At 72.0% G+C, this 19,558-nt stretch carries 11 protein-coding genes and 1 pseudogene; 5 read left to right on the forward strand and 7 right to left on the reverse strand.

Features of this window, described 5'->3' with window-relative positions; all coding sequences use genetic code 11:
- Positions 1–32 precede the first annotated feature (32 nt).
- Positions 33–2,222, forward strand: coding sequence for a 3-hydroxyacyl-CoA dehydrogenase NAD-binding domain-containing protein (locus tag ACFYYH_RS01870; protein WP_388544518.1), 2,190 nt, complete (start codon positions 33–35; stop codon positions 2,220–2,222).
- Between the two features lie 58 nt (positions 2,223–2,280).
- Here the strand turns inward: ACFYYH_RS01870 and ACFYYH_RS01875 are convergent, their stop codons facing one another.
- Positions 2,281–3,015 carry a MerR family transcriptional regulator gene (locus ACFYYH_RS01875; protein WP_388544520.1) on the reverse strand — a complete coding sequence of 245 codons (735 nt, stop codon included), beginning with the start codon at positions 3,013–3,015 and terminating at the stop codon, positions 2,281–2,283.
- Positions 3,016–3,391: 376 nt separating this feature from the next.
- Positions 3,392–4,534, reverse strand: a complete 1,143-nt coding sequence (locus ACFYYH_RS01880) for a DUF3103 family protein (RefSeq protein WP_388544523.1) — start codon at positions 4,532–4,534, stop codon at positions 3,392–3,394.
- A gap of 349 nt (positions 4,535–4,883) precedes the next feature.
- Here ACFYYH_RS01880 and ACFYYH_RS01885 point away from each other — a divergent pair, with 349 nt between their 5' ends.
- Positions 4,884–6,032, forward strand: a complete 1,149-nt coding sequence (locus tag ACFYYH_RS01885) for a glycosyltransferase (protein WP_388544526.1) — start codon at positions 4,884–4,886, stop codon at positions 6,030–6,032.
- Between the two features lie 124 nt (positions 6,033–6,156).
- Here the strand turns inward: ACFYYH_RS01885 and ACFYYH_RS01890 are convergent, their stop codons facing one another.
- The 4 genes from ACFYYH_RS01890 to ACFYYH_RS01905 form a co-directional block, all read right to left on the reverse strand.
- Positions 6,157–7,614 (reverse strand): glycoside hydrolase family 1 protein, encoded by a 1,458-nt coding sequence (locus ACFYYH_RS01890; protein WP_388544528.1) that lies wholly within the window; start codon positions 7,612–7,614, stop codon positions 6,157–6,159.
- 168 nt (positions 7,615–7,782) lie between these two features.
- A complete protein-coding gene (locus tag ACFYYH_RS01895) occupies positions 7,783–8,697 on the reverse strand; it encodes a carbohydrate ABC transporter permease (protein WP_388544531.1) in 915 nt (304 codons plus the stop codon).
- Positions 8,694–9,680, reverse strand: a complete 987-nt coding sequence (locus ACFYYH_RS01900) for a carbohydrate ABC transporter permease (RefSeq protein WP_388544534.1) — start codon at positions 9,678–9,680, stop codon at positions 8,694–8,696. Before ACFYYH_RS01900 ends, ACFYYH_RS01895 begins: the two co-directional genes overlap by 4 nt.
- Positions 9,681–10,689: 1,009 nt before the next feature.
- On the reverse strand, positions 10,690–12,006 hold the full coding sequence (locus ACFYYH_RS01905) for an ABC transporter substrate-binding protein (RefSeq protein ID WP_388544537.1): 1,317 nt from the start codon (positions 12,004–12,006) through the stop codon (positions 10,690–10,692).
- Between the two features lie 263 nt (positions 12,007–12,269).
- On the opposite strand from ACFYYH_RS01905, the pseudogene ACFYYH_RS01910 reads away from it, so the two are divergent.
- A pseudogene (locus tag ACFYYH_RS01910) lies at positions 12,270–14,566 on the forward strand (glycosyl hydrolase); the annotation flags it as partial.
- A 110-nt stretch (positions 14,567–14,676) separates the two neighbouring features.
- Here the strand turns inward: ACFYYH_RS01910 and ACFYYH_RS01915 are convergent.
- Complete coding sequence (locus ACFYYH_RS01915) at positions 14,677–15,717, reverse strand: LacI family DNA-binding transcriptional regulator (protein ID WP_388544540.1); 1,041 nt, start codon at positions 15,715–15,717, stop codon at positions 14,677–14,679.
- Between the two features lie 528 nt (positions 15,718–16,245).
- On the opposite strand from ACFYYH_RS01915, the gene ACFYYH_RS01920 reads away from it, so the two are divergent.
- Positions 16,246–18,252 carry a Xaa-Pro dipeptidyl-peptidase gene (locus ACFYYH_RS01920; protein ID WP_388544542.1) on the forward strand — a complete coding sequence of 669 codons (2,007 nt, stop codon included), beginning with the start codon at positions 16,246–16,248 and terminating at the stop codon, positions 18,250–18,252.
- Positions 18,249–19,553 (forward strand): M14 family metallocarboxypeptidase, encoded by a 1,305-nt coding sequence (locus ACFYYH_RS01925; protein WP_388544545.1) that lies wholly within the window; start codon positions 18,249–18,251, stop codon positions 19,551–19,553. The genes ACFYYH_RS01920 and ACFYYH_RS01925 overlap by 4 nt, the downstream gene beginning before the upstream one ends.
- The last annotated feature ends 5 nt before the right edge of the window (positions 19,554–19,558 follow it).

Consider the following 19,558-nt stretch of genomic DNA (forward strand, 5'->3'; position numbering starts at 1 on the left):
TTCGTCCCCGTCATGGATTACGGAGCAGCAGCATGAGCGAGTCCACCACCCCGGCGTCCTCGGCCATCCGCTGGGAACAGGACGGCACGGGCGTCGTCACCCTCGTCCTGGACGACCCCCGCCAGTCCGCCAACACCATGAACGCGGCCTTCCGGCACTCCCTCGCGGCGATCGCCGAACGCGCGGAGGCCGAGCGGGACGGCATCCGCGGCATCATCGTCACCTCCGCCAAGAAGACCTTCTTCGCGGGCGGTGACCTCAAGGACATGATCAAGCTCGGCCCGGCCGACGCGCAGCGGGCCTTCGACAGCGGTATGGCCGTCAAGCACGCTCTGCGACGCCTCGAAACCCTGGGCAAGCCCCTGGTCGCCGCCATCAACGGGGCCGCCCTGGGCGGCGGTTACGAGATCGCCCTCGCCTGCCACCACCGGGTCGCCCTGGACGCCCCGGGGTCCAGGATCGGCCTGCCCGAGGTCACGCTCGGACTGCTGCCCGCCGCCGGCGGAGTCACCCGTACCGTACGGCTGCTGGGGATCGCGGACGCGCTGCTCAAGGTGCTCCTCCAGGGCACGCAGTACACCCCGCGCCGCGCGCTGGAGGCCGGGCTCGTCCATGAGGTGACCGCCACCGCGGACGAGATGCTCGCCGCCGCGCGAGCCTTCATCGACGCCCACCCCGAGTCCTCGCAGCCCTGGGACGTCAAGGGGTACAGGATCCCCGGCGGTACGCCGTCCAGCCCCCGCTTCGCCGCCCAGCTCCCCGCCTTCCCCGCCAGTCTGAGGAAGCAGCTCGCGGGGGCTCCCTTCCCCGCGCCGCGCAATATCCTCGCGGCGGCCGTCGAGGGCTCCCAGGTCGACTTCGAGACCGCGCAGACCGTCGAGGCCCGCTACTTCACCGAGCTGGTCACCGGGCAGACCGCCAAGAACATGATCCAGGCGTTCTTCTTCGACCTCCAGGCCGTCAACTCGGGCGCCGGCCGCCCCCGGGGCGTCCCCCCGCGCGAGGTCCGCCGGGTCGCGGTCCTCGGCGCCGGGATGATGGGCGCGGGCATCGCCTACTCCTGCGCCCGCGCCGGCCTCGATGTCGTCCTGAAGGACGTCTCGCGGGATGCCGCGGAGAGGGGCAGGGCGTACACGGAGAAACTGCTCGCCAAGGAGCTGTCCCGGGGCCGTACGACCGAGGCCCGGCGCGACGCGGTGCTCGCCCGTATCACTCCCACCGCCGACCCCGCCGATCTCGCGGGCTGCGACGCCGTGATCGAGGCGGTCTTCGAGGACCCGGCGCTCAAGCACAAGGTCTTCCAGGAGATCCAGGACATCGTGGAGCCCGGCGCGCTGCTGTGCTCCAACACCTCCACCCTGCCGATCACCCTGCTCGCCGAGGGCGTGTCCCGGCCGGCGGACTTCGTCGGACTGCACTTCTTCTCGCCGGTCGACAAGATGCCGCTGGTCGAGATCATCAAGGGGGAGCGGACGGGGGACGAAGCCCTCGCGCGCGCCTTCGACCTGGTGCGCGCGATCAGGAAGACCCCGATCGTCGTCAACGACTCGCGCGGCTTCTTCACCTCCCGGGTGATCGGGCAGTTCATCAACGAAGGTGTCGCGATGGTCGGCGAGGGCATCGAGCCCGCCTCCGTCGAACAGGCCGCCGCGCAGGCCGGCTACCCCGCCAAGGTGCTCGCCCTGATGGACGAGCTGACGCTCACCCTGCCCCGGAAGATCCGCGACGAGACCAGGCGCGCGGTGGAGGAGTCGGGAGGCACCTGGACCGGGCACCCGGCGGACGCGGTCGTCGACCGGATGGTGGACGAGTTCGGCCGTACGGGACGCGCCGGCGGCGCGGGCTTCTACGAGTACGACGAGGACGGCGGCCGGGTCCGGCTCTGGCCGGGGCTGCGGGAACACTTCGGCAAGGCGGACGCGGACGACCTCTTCGACGACATGCGGGAACGGATGCTCTTCTCCGAGGCGCTGGACTCCGTGCGCTGTCTGGAGGAGAACGTCCTCACCTCGGTCGCCGACGCCAACATCGGCTCGGTCATGGGGATCGGCTTCCCCGCCTGGACGGGCGGGGTGCTCCAGTACATCAACGGCTACGAGGGCGGGCTGCCCGGCTTCGTCGCCCGCGCCCGGGAGCTGGCGGGGCGGTACGGGGAGCGGTTCGAGCCGCCCGCGCTGCTGGTCGAGAAGGCGGCGAGGGGAGAGATCTTCAGCGACGCCTGAGCGGGGCGCGTGGTGCGGTACGTGTGAGCGGGGCAGGTGGCGCGGGCGGGAGGCGGAGTCACTCCGCCTCCGCCCGGAACGCGGCCCGCAGCTCCTCCTTGAGCGACCGCTGGAACGCCGTGATCAGCGCCTGGACCACCAGCGGCTCCATATGGGCGGAGAGCGACTTCACCGCCGCGATCTGCTCCGGGGCCGACGCGTCCCCTCCGTACGGGGGCGACACCTCGTCCCGCAGCATCCGGGTCAGCTTGCGCGCCGCCTCACGGGTGTGCTCCAGCAGGACCGTACGGGCCGCGAGGATCGTCTCCTGCGCGATGGGCACGTCGAGCAGTTCGACGCAGAGCCGCAGCAGCGCGGGGTCCAGCCGGTAGGTGTCCGGACGGTCGGCGCGCGCCAGGGCGCCCATCGCGGCGAGCCGGTCGATGTCCTCCTCCGTCAGCGCCCGTCCCGCCCTGCGCTCCAGCTCCTCCCGTGCGGCGTCCTCGGGCGAGTCCGGTGCCCAGGAGGCCACCAGCGCACGGTGGATCGCCAGCTCGCGCGCGCTGAGATCGGGCGGCAACCGCTCCAGATAGCGCTCGATCGCGGCGAGCGTCATGCCCCGGTGCTGAAGCTCCTCGATCAGCGCCAGCCGGGAGAGGTGTCCTGGCCCGTAGTGCCCGACCCGGCGCGGCCCGATGACCGGCGGGGGAATCAGTCCGCGGCTGCTGTAGAAGCGCACGGTGCGCACGGTGACCCCGGCGCGCGCGGCCAGTTCGTCGACCGTGAGCGTGGACCGCTCGGTCTCGGTGGCCATGGACCCGCACCTCGCTTCCGGCTGCCGTGGGTCGACAGATCGACTCAGTGGAACAGTATTGCTGTGTCACCACTGTGGTGAAAGTGGTGGCCGGGGGCGGTCTGCGGGAAAACCGTGGGGGTGACGGTCGGTGGCCGCCCGTGCGGGGCTGAGCCGCCCGTGCGGGGCTGAGCCGTGCGGGGGTGACATGCCGGAGATCAGGGACGCGGCGACGGGAACCCCGTCCGGTCCGGCCTCCGGGGGAGGGGTCCGTGGGGCCCGGTGGGCCCTGGGACGCGGAGGACCGGACGGGATTCCCGAGCGAATGCGGTGTGATCCGGCTGTGATCCGGGTGTGTCCGCTCGTGAGCCGGTGTGATCCGGTGTGATCCGGTGTGTCAGAGCTGGTCGACGTAGTACGGGCTGATCGTCATCCAGCCGTTGCCCCGGGCGCCGTTGACGCGGCCCGAGGTGTCCTTGCCCAGGGTGTACCAGGAGTCGACGTAGTCCGGGTCATTGGTCCACCAGGAGGCCGGGATGGCGTCGAGGATGGCGTTCACCAGCGGGATGTAGGCGCCCTGGTCGGTGATGGTGAGCAGGACGTCCGCGATGGCCTTGGCCAGGGCCTGGTAGTTGGTGTCGCCGTCGTCCTCCATCATCACGACATCGGCGAGGTTGTACTTGTAGGACGACCAGTTGACCAGGACCTGGTTCGGGTAATAGGTGGTGCCGTCGTTGTCCAGATACGGCAGGGTCACCGTGTCGACACGGACCGCGCCGTCGTGGCCGAAGCCGCTGACGATCGAGAAGATCTCGGCGTCGCCCGAGACCCAGGGCTCCTCGTCGTCGGACAGGTGGACGGCGTCGAGGCGGGAGGTCCAGAAACCGGCGGCCGCGGCGCGGTCGCGCGAGATCCCGGCGGCGGACAGACCGCGCTTCGTCAGTTCCTTGTCGACCACGCCCAGGCCCGCCGTCATGGCCTTGGTGACGTCGATGTCGACGACATAGACGGGCCGGTCGGGGGTCTTGCGCGCGTCCAGCGTGTGCGCCCGGCCCCGGCTGTCGTACGCGGTGATCGTCTCGGCGCCGTCATCGGCGGTGGCCGCGGCGACCAGCGGGACCGTGTCCGCCGTGAGCGAGCCGCGCATGGAATCGGCGGCCAGTCGCAGCCGCAGCAGCGAACCGGTCTCGGCGCCCAGCCCCTTGGCCGCGGCGATGCGCCGGTCGCCCTCGGCGACCGTCTTTCTGAGGGCCTGTCCTGCGGGGGCCGCGGCTCGGTCGGTCAGGGCGCTCAGATCGACCTGGTCCGAGGTGAGCGCCGCCGAGCGTATCTGCGCCCGCCATCTCCGGTCGTCGAGCGAGGTGGCGACGGCACGGGCCGTCCGGTCCTCGACACGGCCGACGGCGGAGACCGGCGCGGCGTCCGGGGGACCGGGCTGCGAGGCCCCCGCCATCGGGGACGCCACGCCCTGGAGCGCGGCGACGGTGACGGCGGAGAGAGCGAGAGCGGTGGCATGGCGGCGCGTGAAACGCGTGCTCAAGGGGATCCTCCTGGAGGCGTGCCGCGTCCGCCCGCGGCGGGGCGGCGGTTGGGGGGAGCGTTCAGGACGGAGCCGGATCTATGCGGGTAGATTCCGCTGGGAAAAGCATGTCCGTAGCATGCCAATTGCGCAAGGACTCCTCGCCCCGCCGTCCATGAACGCCACATGGCCGGCCCGGAGCGTGCTCGCCCCGCCAGGACCGCGCCCACACGGCCCGAGTTCACCCGGCTCACGCCGCCCGGCCCGTACCGACCGGCCCGTACCGCACCGCCCGGCCCGCGCGCCCGGCGCGGTGCCGGGGCACGCGAGCCCGGCGAGATCCGAACGAGAGGCCCTAGGATTTCGCCCCATGCGTGTGCTCTTCTCCTCGACCGAGGGATCCGGTCACTTCAACCCGCTCATACCGTTCATCGACGCGTGTGCCGCCCGGGGGGACGACGTTCTCGTCATGGGCCCGCCGAAACTGGAGGAACGGCTCGCGGCGCGGGGGCAGCCGTACCGGATCGGCGGGGAGCCGCCCGAGGCCGAGACCACCGCCATCCGGGAGCGCTTCGCCCAGGTGTCGAGGGAGGAGGCCGCAGTCCTGATCGACCGGGAGCTGTTCGGACGTCTCTGCACGGCGGCGATGCTGCCGGCGCTGGAGGACGCGTGCCGGGAGTGGCGGCCCGATCTCGTACTGCGCGAGCCCTGTGAGTACGCCTCCGCCGTGGCGGCGGAGCGCGCGGGCGTCCCGCACGCCCAGGTGGCGATCTCGGCGGCACGGATCGAGGCGGGCGCGCTCCGGCTGGCGGCGCCCGCGCTCGCGCCGTACGGCGGCCAACTTGTCGAACGGCTGCGGGAGTCCCCGTATCTGACACGGTTCCCGGCCTCCCTCGACCCGTCGCCGTACACCGTGACCCGCCGCTTCCGGGAGAGTGCCGGCGCTCCTCACGCGCCCCTGCCCGACTGGTGGGACGGGAGCGGGGAACCGCTGGTCTATCTCACGCTCGGCACCGTCGCGGGCGGGCTGTCCACCGGCGCGGCGGCCTACCGGTCGGCGCTGGCCGCGCTCGGCGGGCTGCCGGTACGCGTCCTTCTGACGGTGGGACGCGCCACCGACATCGCGGCGCTCGGCCCGATTCCGCCGAACGTCCATGTGGAGGCGTGGGTCCCGCAGGCCGATGTCCTCGCCAGCGCGGACCTCGTGGTCTGCCACGGCGGTTCCGGTACGACCTTCGGCACACTGGCGGCCGGGGTGCCGCTGGTCGTCGTTCCGTTCTTCGCCGACCAGCCCGCCAACGCCCGGCTGGTGGACGAGGCGGGAGCGGGCCTGGTGGTCAGGCCCAGCGGCGGAGCCGGGGACGCGATGCCCGAACTTGGCCCCGACGACCTGCCGCTTCTGCGCTCCGCCGTCGAGTCCGTGCTCGCCGGTCCGTCGTACCGGGCCGGGGCGCGCCGGCTGGCGGACGAGATGCGGGCCCTGCCCACCATCGACGAACTGCTCGACTCGCTGACCTAGACCCGCTGACGGGTGATCTCGTGCCACGGCGCAGGTCCGGTCCGGATCGGTCCGGATCGGTCCGGTCCGGTCCGGCGCCGACGCCTCCGCACCTTGACCTGACGGCACGTCAGAGACGTTGTCCTCAGGCGAGACCGCCCCGTCCGATGACCGCCGCGTACCAGCGTGCGCTGTCCTTGACCGTACGGCGCTGGGTCGCGAAGTCGACATGGACGATCCCGAACCGCTTGCTGTACCCGTACGCCCACTCGAAGTTGTCCAGGAGCGACCAGAGGAAGTAGCCGCGCACCCGTGTGCCCTCCGCGATCGCTCGGTGGACGGCGGCGAGATGGGCGCGGAGATAGGCGACCCGCTCGGGGTCGTGGACCGCGCCGGACGGATCGGCGTAGTCGTCGTACGCCGCGCCGTTCTCGGTGACCATCAGGGGGGTACGGGGCAGTTCGTCCCGCAGCCGGGTGAGCAGTTCGTACAGCCCGTCCGCGTCGACCGGCCAGTCCATCGCGGTACGCGGGCCGGGGACCGGTACGAAGCGCACGCGCCCCTCGGTCCCGGGCCACGGCGACGGCGTATCGGGCGCGTCGCTCACGCCGGTCATGCCGGTCATACCGGGAAGCGGGACATCCGGTGCGCCGGGGGACACGGCGGCGACCACGGTGGGGGAGTAGTAGTTGATCCCGAGGGAGTCGATGGGCGCGCTCGCCGTCTCCAGATCACCGTCACGGACGAACGACCAGTCCGTGAGCGGGGCCGTGTCGTCGATCAGATCCTCCGGCAGCCGCCCGTGGAAGACCGGATCGAGGAAGATCCGGTTCCCCAGCGCGTCGATCCGGCGCACCGCGTCGAGATCGGCCGCCGTGTCCGCCAACGGCCGTACGGCGTGGAGGTTGAGGGTCAGGGAGATCTCGGACTTCCTCGGCAGCGCGGCCCGCAGCGCGCCGACGGCCAGACCGTGGGCCAGATTGAAGTGGTGCGCGGCCCGCAGCGCGGCGACCGGATCCGTACGGCCCGGGGCATGGACACCGGACGCGTACCCCAGGAAGGCCGCGCACCAGGGCTCGTTGAGCGTAATCCAGGTGGCCACGCGGTCGCCGAGCGCCTCGCCCACGATCCGCGCGTACTCCGCGAACCGTCCCGCCGTGTCGCGCTGCGGCCAGCCGCCCGCGTCCTCCAGCTCCTGCGGCAGATCCCAGTGGTAGAGCGTGGCGACCGGCCGGATCCCGGCCGCCAGCAGCGCGTCGACCAGCCGCCGGTAGAAGTCGAGACCCCGTTGCACGGCGGGCCCCCGGCCCGTCGGCTGGACGCGCGGCCAGGCCACCGAGAAGCGGTAGTCCGTGACGCCCAGCTCCTTCAGCAGGGCGACGTCCTCGTTCATCCGGTGATAGTGGTCGGCGGCGATGTCGCCGGTGTCGCCGTTGCGTACCCGGCCGGGGGCGCGGCTGAAGGTGTCCCAGATGGACGGGGTACGGCCGTCCTCGGCGGCGGCCCCCTCGATCTGGTACGCGGCGGTGGCCGTCCCCCAGCGGAAGCCGCGGGGGAAGCGTGATTCCGCGGTGGTCCGGGGACGTGCGTCGACGGCGGTCATGAGAAGGGAACTCCCGTGGGTGGAGGGCGGAAGGGGCGGTGCGGCGGCTGAGGGGGCCGGCACAGGAGCCGAGCGGGCCGGCGTGGGGCGGGCGTGGGGCGGCGTGAGAGGTCGAGAAGACGGCGGGAGGACGTCGGGACGACGGCGGGAGGACTGCGAGGAGCCGTGTCAGCCCTTGACGGCGCCCTGCATGATCCCTCCGACGATCTGCCGGCCCAGCAGACCGAAGACCAGCAGCACCGGCAGCGTGCCGAGCAGGGTGCCCGCCATGATCACGGACTGGTCGTGGACATAGCCGCCACCGAGCTGGCGCAGGGCGACCTGGACGGTCGGCTCCTGCGAGGAGAGCGCGATGATCGGCCAGAAGAAGTCGTTCCACGCGGCCATGAAGGTGAGCATGCCCAGCACCGCCATCCCGGGTCTGGCGATGGGCACCACGACCGACCAGAAGATCCGCGCGGTGGAGGCGCCGTCCACCCGGGCGGCCTCGATCAGCTCGTCCGGCAGCGACTGCACCAGATACTGGCGCATGAAGAACACCCCGAAGGCGGAGACGAGTCCGGGCAGGATGACGGCCTGGAGCTGGTTCACCCACTGGAGTTCGGCGATCAGCATGAACAGCGGGATCACCCCGAGCTGCGGCGGGATCATCATCGTGCCCACGGTGACGGCCAGCAGAGCGCCCCGGCCCCGGAAGCGCAGTTTGGCGAAGGCGAACCCGGCGAGGGTGCAGCACAGGACCGTCCCCACCATGATCGAGCCCGAGACGATCAGGGAGTTGAGGAGGGCCTTGGCGATGTCGGCCTCCTCCAGCACCGCCTCGAAGTTCTTGATCAGATGAGGGCCGGGCAGGAGCGTGGGCGGGACCTGGGCGAGATCGGCGTTGGAACGGCTGGCCGCGACGATCGTCCAGTAGAACGGGAAGGCGGAGAAGAGCAGCGCGACGGCCAGGATGACGTACGAGAGCCGGCCGCCGTGCATCGTACGTCCGGCGCGGCTCCGGCGCCGTACGGAACGGGGTCGTTCCACGGCTTTCGGGGGCGGGGGTGTGGGCGGGGTCGGCGGCGCGGTGAGTGTGGTCATCGGCCGGCCTCCTTACGGGAACGGCGCCGCGCGATCAGGGTGTTGACCCCGACCAGCAGCACGATCAGCACGAACATCACCCAGGCGATGGCGGCGGCCCGGCCGAGATGGAAGAAGCCCCAGCCCTGCTCGTACATATAGAGCCCGAGGGTCTGGTACTGGTGTGAGATGCCGCCCGAGATGGACCCCTCGAAGAGCAGCGGCTCCCCGAAGAGCTGGGTGGCGCCGATCGTCGAGACGACGACGGTGAAGACGATCGTGGGGCGCAGACCGGGCAGGGTGACATGGATGAACTGCCGCCAGCGCGAGGCTCCGTCCATCTCGGCGGCCTCGTACAGCTCGTTCGGGATGGACTGCATCCCCGCGAGATAGATCAGCGCGTTGTAGCCGGTCCAGCGCCAGATGACGATGGTCGACACGGCGATCTGGGAGGCGACGGTGCCGGTCTGCCAGTCCACCGGACCGAGACCGACCAGCCCCAGGAGGTAGTTGACCAGTCCGAAGTCGCGGCCGAAGAGCTGGGCGAAGACGAGTGTGGCGGCGGCGACGGAGGTGGCGTACGGCAGCAGCATCGCGGTACGGATGAACGTCCGGCCCCGCAGCTTGTAGTTGAGGAGATGGGCCAGTCCCAGGGCCATCACGAGCTGGGGCACGGTCGAGAGCACACCGATGGTGAACGTGTTGCGCAGGGCGGTCCAGAAGAACTCGTCGGTGAAGAGCGCGGTGTAGTTGCCGAGGCCGCGCCACTCCATGTCGCCGGGGGTCTGGAGCTCGACCCGGTAGAGCGACACATACGCGGTGTAGAGGAGCGGGAAGAGCCCGAACGCCGCGAACAGGGTGAAGAACGGGGCGATATAGGCGTACGGCGAGAAGGCGCGCCAGGTACGGCGGACGAGGGACAGCCGGACGACGGACCCCGGTCGCGGTCCCGGCCCCGGTCGGGGCGGTGGGGAGGCGGGTTTCGTGGTGGCGGTGAGGGACATCGAACGGCCCTTCGATAGGGAGTGTGGGACAAGGAGGAAGCCGGGAGCCGACCGCCGGGGCGAAGCTCCAGGGGGACCGGCTCCCCTGGGGGGCTCCGCCCCGACGCGCCCCGGCCGCATTCGGACGGTGCGGGGCGGGCCGCCCCCCCCGTGCCGAGTGGTCGCCGCTGCGGCGGCCCAGCTCACGCCCCGCCCGCGAGGCCGCGTCCGCGAGGCCGAGCCGCCCGGCCCGCCGGCGCCGCGTTGGCACCGTTGGCGCCGACCACCGCGCGACCGTGCGGTCGCGCCGACGGGCCGGCCGGCCGCGCGCCTACGAAGCCGCGCGGCTGGCCGCCCGTCCGCGTGGCCGACCGGCAGATCCGCCGACCTCGCGCCCGCGAGGCCGAGCCACTGCCCACCCGCCGCGCCCGCGGGCCCGGAGCGGTCGGCCCGCCGGTACGGTGTCGTGCCGCCGTGCCGACAACCTCGCCGGACCTGTCGGGCTGTCCGGCGCCGCACCAACACAGTCGCGTCCGCGACAGCGGCTGTCCGGTGGGTGGCCTGGCCCCGCCGACCCGCCGACCCGCCGACCCGCCGACCCGCCGATGTGGTGCCCGCGATCCGCGCCCGTACGGCCCGGCCGGCGGATCTGCCGGCCTTGCCTGCGAGGCCGCACGGCTGCCCCCGCCCGCATGGCCAGGCCGGTCGGTCGGCCCGTCGGTACGGCATCGCGCCGCCGCGCCGACAAACCCGCCGGACCTACCCGGCCGGCCTGACCGCACAGGCGCCGCTGACCCCGCGCCCGCGGCAGCAGGCCTCCGCGTGGCCCGAGCGGTCGGCCCGGCGGCACCCGGGCCCGCGTCCGCCGCGCGTGTGCGGTCCGGCCGGCGGATCCGCCGGCCTCGCGTCTGCGTCGCTGAGACCGCGTCGCTGACCGCGCCCCCGACAAGCCCGCATGACCCGTGCGGCCCGGCTCGGCCATCGGCATCCCCCGTCCACGCCCCCGCCCCCGCGCCGCAGGCACACCGCGTCAGCCGATCACGTTCTCGACGCCCTTCTTCGCCGTCGACCACGCCTTGTCGGACGATGTGCCCTTGCGTTCCACCTCGCTCAGCGCGTTGGTGATCTGCTGGGCCACATTCGCGTCGTGCACACCGAGCACCTGCACCGGCGCCGCCTTCGCCGCGTCGCCGAAGATCCGGCCGATCGGCGCGTCCGAGAAGTACGGGTCCGTCGTGTCCGCGACCTTCGCGATCGCCCCCGTGGAGGACGGGAAGAGCCCCTGCTTCCGGAAGAGCGTGGCCTGCTGCTCGGGGGCGGTGAGCCACCGGATCAGCTCGTACGCCTCCTTCTTGTGCTCGGCCGCGCGCGGAACCGTGAGATACGAACCGCCCCAGTTCCCCGCGCCGCCGGGCAGCCTGGCGATGTCCCACTTGCCCGAACCGCCCTCACCCGCCTGGCCCTTGATATAGCTGAGCATCCACGCCGGACACGGAATGGTGGCGAACGAGCCCGCCGCGAAGGCCTGGTTCCACTGCGGTGACCACTGGTCGAGCTTGGCGCTCAGTCCGGACTCCGCCGCCTCGACCGAGGTGTCCCAGGCGGTCCGTACGGCCGGGTTGTCCTCGTAGATCAGCTTGCCCGACGCGTCGTAGTACCGCTCCTCCTCCTGGCCGATCATGATCGAGTACAGGCTGCCCACGCTGTCGAGCCAGGCGCTCTTCGCGGGCGCCTTCTCCAGGTACTCCTTGCCGAGCGCCAGATAGCCGTCCCAGGTGGACCACCGGCGCTCCAGCTCGGCGCGGTCGGTCGGCAGCCCCGCCCGCTCGAACAGATCCGTGCGGTAGCACAGCGCCTCGGGCCCGACATCCGTGCCCAGCCCCAGGATCCGGCCGTCCTGGGTCGTGGCGGCGGACCACTTGGCCTCCGCGAACTGATCCTTCAGCCCGTCCGCGCCGAACCGCTTCAAGTCCTCGAACTTGTCGGCCTGCTGCTGGGTGACCGAGGCGATACGGCCCACCTCGACGCCCTGCACATCGGCGAGCCCGCCCCCGCCGGCCAGCCGGGTCTGGAGCGACTTCCAGTAGTCGGCCTCGTCCTCGGTGTCGGTCTGCTTGATCGTGATGTCCGGGTGGAGCCTCTGGTACTCCGCGTACAGCCCCGCCTCCTTGTAGCCGAACGATCCGAAGAGATCGACGGTCAGCGTGACCTTGCCGTTCGCGCTGCCGGAGGTTCCCCCCGAGGAACCGGATCCGCAGGCGGCGAGCAGTGCCCCGGAGAGCACGACCGCGCCGAGACGGAGCGCGGCTCTCCCGGTGACCCTCCTGGCGGCTCGGGCGATGGGCATGGGAAGCCTCCCTTGGCTTCGGAATACCGGTGGCATCGACGAGAGATCCCGTCGCGTTCTGAGAGCGCTCTCAAGAGATGGGAGGGAGCGTGCCCCGGCGCCCCACGCTTCGTCAAGACTCGAACGCATAACGGCCGTCTGTCACCGGCGAACTGCTGTCTGTGTCAGACGTATTGACACTTCTGTTTCAGGAGTTTTACGTTTCTTGGCATCTGAGAGCGCTCTCGGACGCCCCTTCCCCCCATGTCTTCGAGGTGCCGTCCATGTCCGTCTCCCGAGCCAGACCCGTTTCCGCGCTGGTACTGGTCACCGCCCTGGCCGCCGTCGGCCTGGGACCCGCCGCTGGTCCGGCGATGGCCGCCACCGTCCCCGTGGGCGCGGGCAGTTACTCGGACACCCGTCCCGCGGGCACATCGGGCCCCACGACCAACACCGGCACTCCGGTCACCCCCAAGCTGACCGAGGCCGCCCGGAACAAGCCGGTGCCCACCAACGACTGGTGGTCCTCGCTCGCCTACCAGCGGTACGGCGACAATCCGTACTCCACACCGATGTACGGCCATCCGCTCACCTACCAGGCGACCGCCGGGGGTCTCCAGGTCGGCTATCCGACCACCCCCACGATCACCGGTGACGGCCGCCAGTACGAGTACGCGCACAAGGCCGATCTCACGCTCGGCCTGACCGGGCTCAACTCGCCCGACACCAAGGCCGACTCCTGGTCGGACTGGACCGTCACCCCGTACTGGTCGGACGGCGCCCGCACCCTGCGGGCCACCATCGGCCACGGGCTGCCCTTCGTCTACGCCAAAGGCACCGGCGGCGACGCGCGGGTCACCACCGCCGCCGCGCCCCAGGTCTTCGCCGACCAGGGCAATGTCCTCGGCATCACCGTCGCGGGCCACCACTACGCCCTGTTCGCACCGACCGGCAGCGACTGGTCCGTCGCGGGCAGCACGCTCACGGCCGGGCTCGGCGGCCGTGACTACTTCTCGCTCGCGCTCCTGCCCTCCACGGACGCGCTGGCCACCTACCGGAAGTACGCGTACAGCTTCGTCACCGGCTCGAAGGTGAGCTGGAGCGCCTCCGGCGGCAACGTCAGGGCGACCTACAGCCTCACCACCGCCCCGCAGGAGGGCACCGAGACCGGTACGCTCCAGGCCCTCTACCGCCACCAGTGGCTGAACACGACCGACGCGCTGACCCCGTACACCTATGTCTCACCGCGCGGCACGATGAAGGTCCGCGAGGGCGCGTCCTTCACCACCAGCCAGCAGTCAGCCGGGGTGCTGCCCGCGCTGCCCAGAGCGGGCGCGGTCGACCAGGCACGGCTCAGGGGATATCTGAACGAGGTGGCGAACGCGGCCGATCCGTTCTCCGGCGCGGTCGACACCTACTGGACGGGCAAGGCGCTGGGCAAACTCGCCCAACTGGCGCCCCTGGCCGACCAGATCGGGGAGACCGCGACCCGCGACAAGCTCGTCGGACTGCTCAAGGGCAGACTGGAGCAGTGGTTCACGGCGGGCGGCGCGAACGAGTTCTCGTACGACCGGAACTGGAAGACGCTGATCGGGTACCCCGCGTCCTACGGCAGTGACACGGAACTCAACGACCACCACTTCCACTACAGCTACTACGTCTACGCGGCGGCGATCGTCGCCCAGTACGACCGGGCGTGGGCCGCCGACTCCGCCTGGGGCGGCATGGTGAAGACGCTCGTGCGCGACGCGGCCAACCCCAGCCGCGACGACACCGCCTTCCCCTTCCTGCGCGGCTTCGACGTGTACGCGGGCCACAGCTGGGCCGCGGGCCACCAGGGCTTCGCCGCGGGCAACAACCAGGAGTCGTCGTCGGAGTCCACCAACCTCAGCGCCGCCCTGATCCTGTGGGGCTCCGCGACCGGTGACACCGCGCTGCGCGATCTGGGCAGCTATCTGCTGGCGACCGAGTCCGAGGCGATCGGCCAGTACTGGTTCGACGCCGACCAGCAGGTCTTCCCGGCCTCCTTCGGCCACGACACGGTCGGCATGGTGTGGGGCAGCGGCGGCGCCTACTCCACCTGGTGGACGGCCAACCCGGAGGAGATCCACGGCATCAACGCCCTTCCGCTGACCGGGGGTTCGCTCCATCTGGCCCGCGAGAAGGACGCGATCAGGCGCAACCTCGCCGAGATGGTGCGGGAGAACGGCGGACCGGCCGTCGAATGGCGCGACATCCTCTGGGAGTTCGAGGCGCTCGCCGATCCCGCGGCCGCCAAGGCCAAGTGGGACGCGGGCAACGCGGGCTACTCACCCGAGGCGGGCGAGTCCAGGGCCCATACGTACCACTGGATCACCACGCTGGACTCGCTGGGCGCTCCGGACGCGACGGTGACCGGGTCGATCCCGACCTCCGCCGTCTTCAGCAAGGGCGGGGTACGGACCTACGCGGCGCACAACTTCGACACGGTGGCGCGTACGGTCACCTTCTCGGACGGCAAGACGCTCGCCGTGCCCGCGCGCTCGACCGCGACCGGGTAGCGGGCACCGGGGCCGGGTCCGCACCCGGCCCCGGTGACCCGGCCCGGGTGACCCGGCCCAGGTGGTACGACCAGGGTGGTACGACCTGGTGACCCACCCCATGACCCCCCACGGGTCCCCCACGGGTCCCCCACGGACGGCGGGTCTCGGCTCAGGCCGAGGCCCGCCGTACCAGTGTGGTCGGGGTGATCACCGAGGCCGGCGCCGAGGCGCCTTCACGCTCCCGGTCCAGACCGCGCAGCAGCAGCCGCGCCATCAGCCGGCCCTGTCCCTCGATGTCCTGCTGGACGGTGGTCAGCGGCGGGTCGGTGGCCTCCGCGACCGAGTCCATGTCGTCGAAGCCGACCAGCGCCACATCGCCGGGCACCGAAAGGCCCCGCTCCTTGAGCACCCGCAGGGCGCCCGACGCCATCAGATCGTTGGCGGCGAACACCGCGTCCAGACCGGGGCACCGCTCCAGCAGCTCCGCCATCGCGCGCTCCCCGCTCTCCGCCGTGAACGCGCCCTCGGCGATCAGCGCGGGATCCGCGTCCAGCAGCACGTCCCGGTAGCCGTCGAGCCGGTCGGTGGCCGAGGTCTGGTCGCGCGGGCCCGCGATATGCGCGATCCGCCGCCGGCCCAGTTCCCGCAGATACTGCACGGCGGCGCGGGCGCCGCCGCGGTTGTCGGCGTCCACATACGGCACGGCCTGGTGGTCCTGCGCCGCCGTCCAGCTCGGCCGGCCGCCGTATACGGTCGGCATCCCGGCCCGCCGGGTGATCTCGGGGATCGGATCGTCGGTGTGCAGGGAGAAGGCGAGCGCGCCGTCGACATGGCCGCCCGCGAGATACCGGGCGATCCGGTCGTAGTCGCCGGGCCCTTCGAGCAGCAGCAGCACCAACTGGGTGTCGTGCGCGGTCAGTTCCTTGCTGATACCGCGGATCTGCTGGGAGAAGAACGGGTCGGAGAAGATCCGGATCTCCGGCTCGGCGATGATCACGGCGACCGCGCCGGTACGCCGGGTGACCAGGGTGCGGGCGGCGTGGTTCGGTACGTACCCCAGCTCGTCCACCGCCCGGCGCACCTTGTCGACCAGCGGCTGCCGGACGCCCGCACCGCCGTTGACGACCCGCGAGGCCGTGGCCCGGGAGACGCCGGCGCGCGCGGCGACAGCTTCCAGAGTGGGACGGAACCCAGGGGACGGCTCGGGCAAGGCGTGCGCTCCTCGTCGGCGACGAACATGGCTGATGGTGGCAGGCAGGAAGGACCGATACGGCGGTACCGTACGGCGGCGCCGCATACGGGGGCGAGACGGGCCGCCGGACAGCTACAGCCTAACCGCTGCGGGCGTGAGGGTGAGAGCGCTTCCAAAGCGCTCCATCAGGCCCTGTGGGCCGGCGGTGCGCCCACGGCCGCCAGTCCGTCGGCCCGCTTGCCCCGTCCCACCGGCCCGCTTGGCCGCCCGCTTCCCCCGCCCCCGTGCCATCCGCCCACTTCTCCCCGCCCCACTCTTCCCCGCCCCCGCGTCGCCGGACCGCCGCCTCCGTGCCACCGGACCGGGGCCGCGTCGCCGGACCGGGGGCGCGCGGGTCACGGCGCCCCCGTCCCTCCCGCCACGCGACCACCATGCGACCACCGCACGACCACCACGCGGCCGACAGGCCCGTCCACGCCCTCGCGCCCCACCGGCCGATCGACTGCCCTCTTTTGCACGGGAGTTCACCGGGGTACCTTCCGCCCCATGGAGATCCGTGCGCGGGGAACCCGCTGGTCATGCAGAACCTTGGTCGCGGCGGCCTCCGCCGCTCTGCTGGGGGTGCTGCTCACCCCGACGGGGGCCCAGGGCGCGCAGCCCGCCGCGGCGCCGGGCGGACCGCGGGTGAAGGAGAGTCAGCCGGTCTATTCGTACGAGAACGCCATCCGCGAGTCCGTCTGGGTGGACACCGGGATCGACGGGGACGAGGACGGCAGGACCGACCGGGTCGCCGTCGATGTCATCCGGCCCGGCGAACCCGCCCGGCAGGGCCGCAAGGTCCCCGTGATCATGGACGCGAGCCCCTACTACTCCTGCTGCGGACGCGGCAACGAGAGCCAGCGGAAGACCTATGACGCGGACGGCAGGCCCGTCGGCTTCCCGCTCCACTACGACAACTACTTCGTACCGCGCGGCTATGCCTTCGTCGCCGTCGACCTCGCGGGCACCAACCGCTCCGACGGCTGTGTCGATGTCGGCGGACGCTCCGACATCCAGTCGGCCAAGGCCGTGGTCGACTGGCTGAACGGCCGCGCCCGCGCCTACGGCAGCCGCACCGGCACCGAGCGCGTACGGGCCGACTGGACCACCGGCGCCACCGGCATGATCGGCAAGAGCTACGACGGCACCATCGCCAACGGCGTCGCCGCCACCGGGGTCGAGGGACTGAAGACCATCGTCCCGATCAGCGCGATCTCCTCCTGGTACGACTACTACTTCCAGCAGGGCGCGCCCCTCTACGACTCGGGACCCGAGTGGCTCTCCGACTATGTCGAGAGCCCCGAGGCCCGCGCCCGCTGCCAGGTGGTCCAGCAGCGGCTGATCGACGAGGCACCGCGCACCGGCGACCTGACCGGCCTGTGGAGCGAGCGCGACTACGTCAGGAACGCGGACAAGGTCCGGGCCAGTGTCTTCGCCGTCCACGGCACCCAGGACCTCAATGTCCGCGGCAAGCATCTCGGCCAGTGGTGGGACGCGCTCGCCGACGCCGGTGTGGAGCGCAAGATCTGGCTCTCCCAGACCGGCCATGTCGACCCGTTCGACTTCCGCCGTGCCACCTGGGTCTCCACCCTGCACCGCTGGTTCGACCACTATCTCCTCGGCTACGACAACGGCATCGACCGCGAGCCCATGGCGGACATCGAGCGCGCCCCCGACCAGTGGTCCACCGACCGCGTATGGCCGCCGCGCACCACCGCGACCACCGTCCTGCGTCCCGGCGCGGGCCAGGACGCCGGGGTCGGCACCCTGGGCCGTACACCCGCGAGGCCCGGCACGACCGAGACCTTCACCGACGACCCGGGCCGGAGCGAGACCGACTGGGCCGCCGAGATCGACCGGCCGACCCCGGACAAGTCCGGTTTCCTCACCCGGCCGCTCAGCCGTGATCTGCGGCTGTCCGGCTCCGGCGAGGTGACCGTCACCGTCACGCCGTCCACCTCGACGGCCCATCTCTCCGCGGTCCTCGTCGACCTCGGTCCCGACACGATCCGGGACTACAGCGCCTCGGGCGAAGGCATCACCACGCTGACCGAACGCACCTGCTGGGGCCCGAGCACCACCGCCGACAGCTCCTGCTACCGGGAGACCGCGGCCAGGACGGCCGATGTCGATCACACGGTCTTCAGCCGCGGCTGGGCCGATCTGGGCACCTACGCGTCGGCCGGCCACGGCCGCCCCCTCACCCCCGGCAAGCCGTACACCCTCACCATCGATCTCGCCGCGACCGACCATGTCGTCCCGGCCGGACACCGCCTCGCCCTGATCGTCGCCGGTACCGACCAGGGCCTCATCGACCCGCCGTCCACCACTCCCACCCTCACCCTCGATCTGTCCAGGACCACCGCCGGACTGCCACTCGTCGGCGGTGCGGCGGCCTTCGCCCGCGCCACCACCGGCGCCGTCCCGCCGCACAGCGCACCCCGCGAGTCCCGTCACCACGGCGTGGCAGAGCCGCGCCTGACACCTCCGATCCCGGGAGACAGCAGCCGATGACCTCACCACGCGTCATGACGTCCCGCATACGAGGCCTCGCTCTGGCGGTCACCGCCACGGCCCTCGTCACCTCGATGATGGCCGCCGTCCCCGCCCAGGCCACCTCCTCGCCCGCCCCGCCGCGCACCGGATTCGAGACGAGCCAGGGCGCGCAGTGGACCAGCCAGCCGCAGGAGCAGGAGTTCCTGGCCGCCGTCGACCGGGGCAGCGAGCGCGCCACGCTCACCACCCTCGCCACCACCGCACAGGGCCGCCCGCTCCAGCTCGTCCGGATCGGCGCCCGGCACGCGGCCACCACCGTGCTGCTCGTGTGCAGCCAGCACGGCGACGAGCCGTCGGGCCGTGAGGCGTGTCTGACCACGGTCCGCGATCTCGCCTACGCCAAGGACCGCGACACCCGGCGCTTCCTGGACCGCACGACCGTGCTCGTCGTCCCCACGGCCAACCCGGACGGACGGGCCGCCGACACCCGGGGCAACTCCGACGGCGTCGACATCAACCGCGACCACATCGCGCTCAGGACCGCCGAGGCCCGCGCCTTCGCGGCACTGGTCCGCGACGAACGCCCCGACGTCATCTACGACCTGCACGAGTACGGGGCCACCCCGCCGTACTACGACAAGGACCTGTTCGACCTCTGGCCGCGCAATCTCAACACCGCGACCGCGGTCCACGACGAGTCGCGGGCACTCTCCGAACGCTATGTACGGCCCGCCGCGCGCGCGGGCGGCCACTCCATCGGCACCTACGGGATCTGGACCGACCCGGTGACCGGTGACCCGATCCGGCAGACCGCCGGCGACGGCCAGGAGCGCATCCTGCGCAACGCGGCGGGCGTCAAACACTCGCTCGGCCTGCTCATTGAGAGCCGGGTCGACGCGCTGACCGACGCCGAGGAGGCCGATCCGGCGCTGAACCACCGCCGCCGGGTGACCAGCCAGCTCGACTCCCTGAAGGGGCTGTTCGCCTTCACCGACGAGCGCAGGGGAGCGATCGCCGGCGCCACGGCCACCGCGCGGCTGGCCGGGCTGAGGGACCGCGGCCCGGTCTATCTCGGCGGCGCGGACAACGAACCGGCGACCCCCGAGCAGATCATCCAGAACCCGCCGTGCGGCTACCGCCTCGACGCCACGCAGTACGCGGACGTCAAGGACGAACTGGCGCTCCACGGAGTGCTGGCGCTGCCGCTCGGCAAGGGCGCCTTCGTACCGCTCCGCCAGTCGCAGCGGAATCTGGTCCCGCTGCTCCTCGACGAGCGCGCCGCGTACCATCTGACCGCGGCGGCGCCCGCCGACTGCTGATCCGC

The sequence above is a fragment of the Streptomyces sp. NPDC002018 genome (genome assembly GCF_042890865.1).
GTDB lineage: Bacteria > Actinomycetota > Actinomycetes > Streptomycetales > Streptomycetaceae > Streptomyces.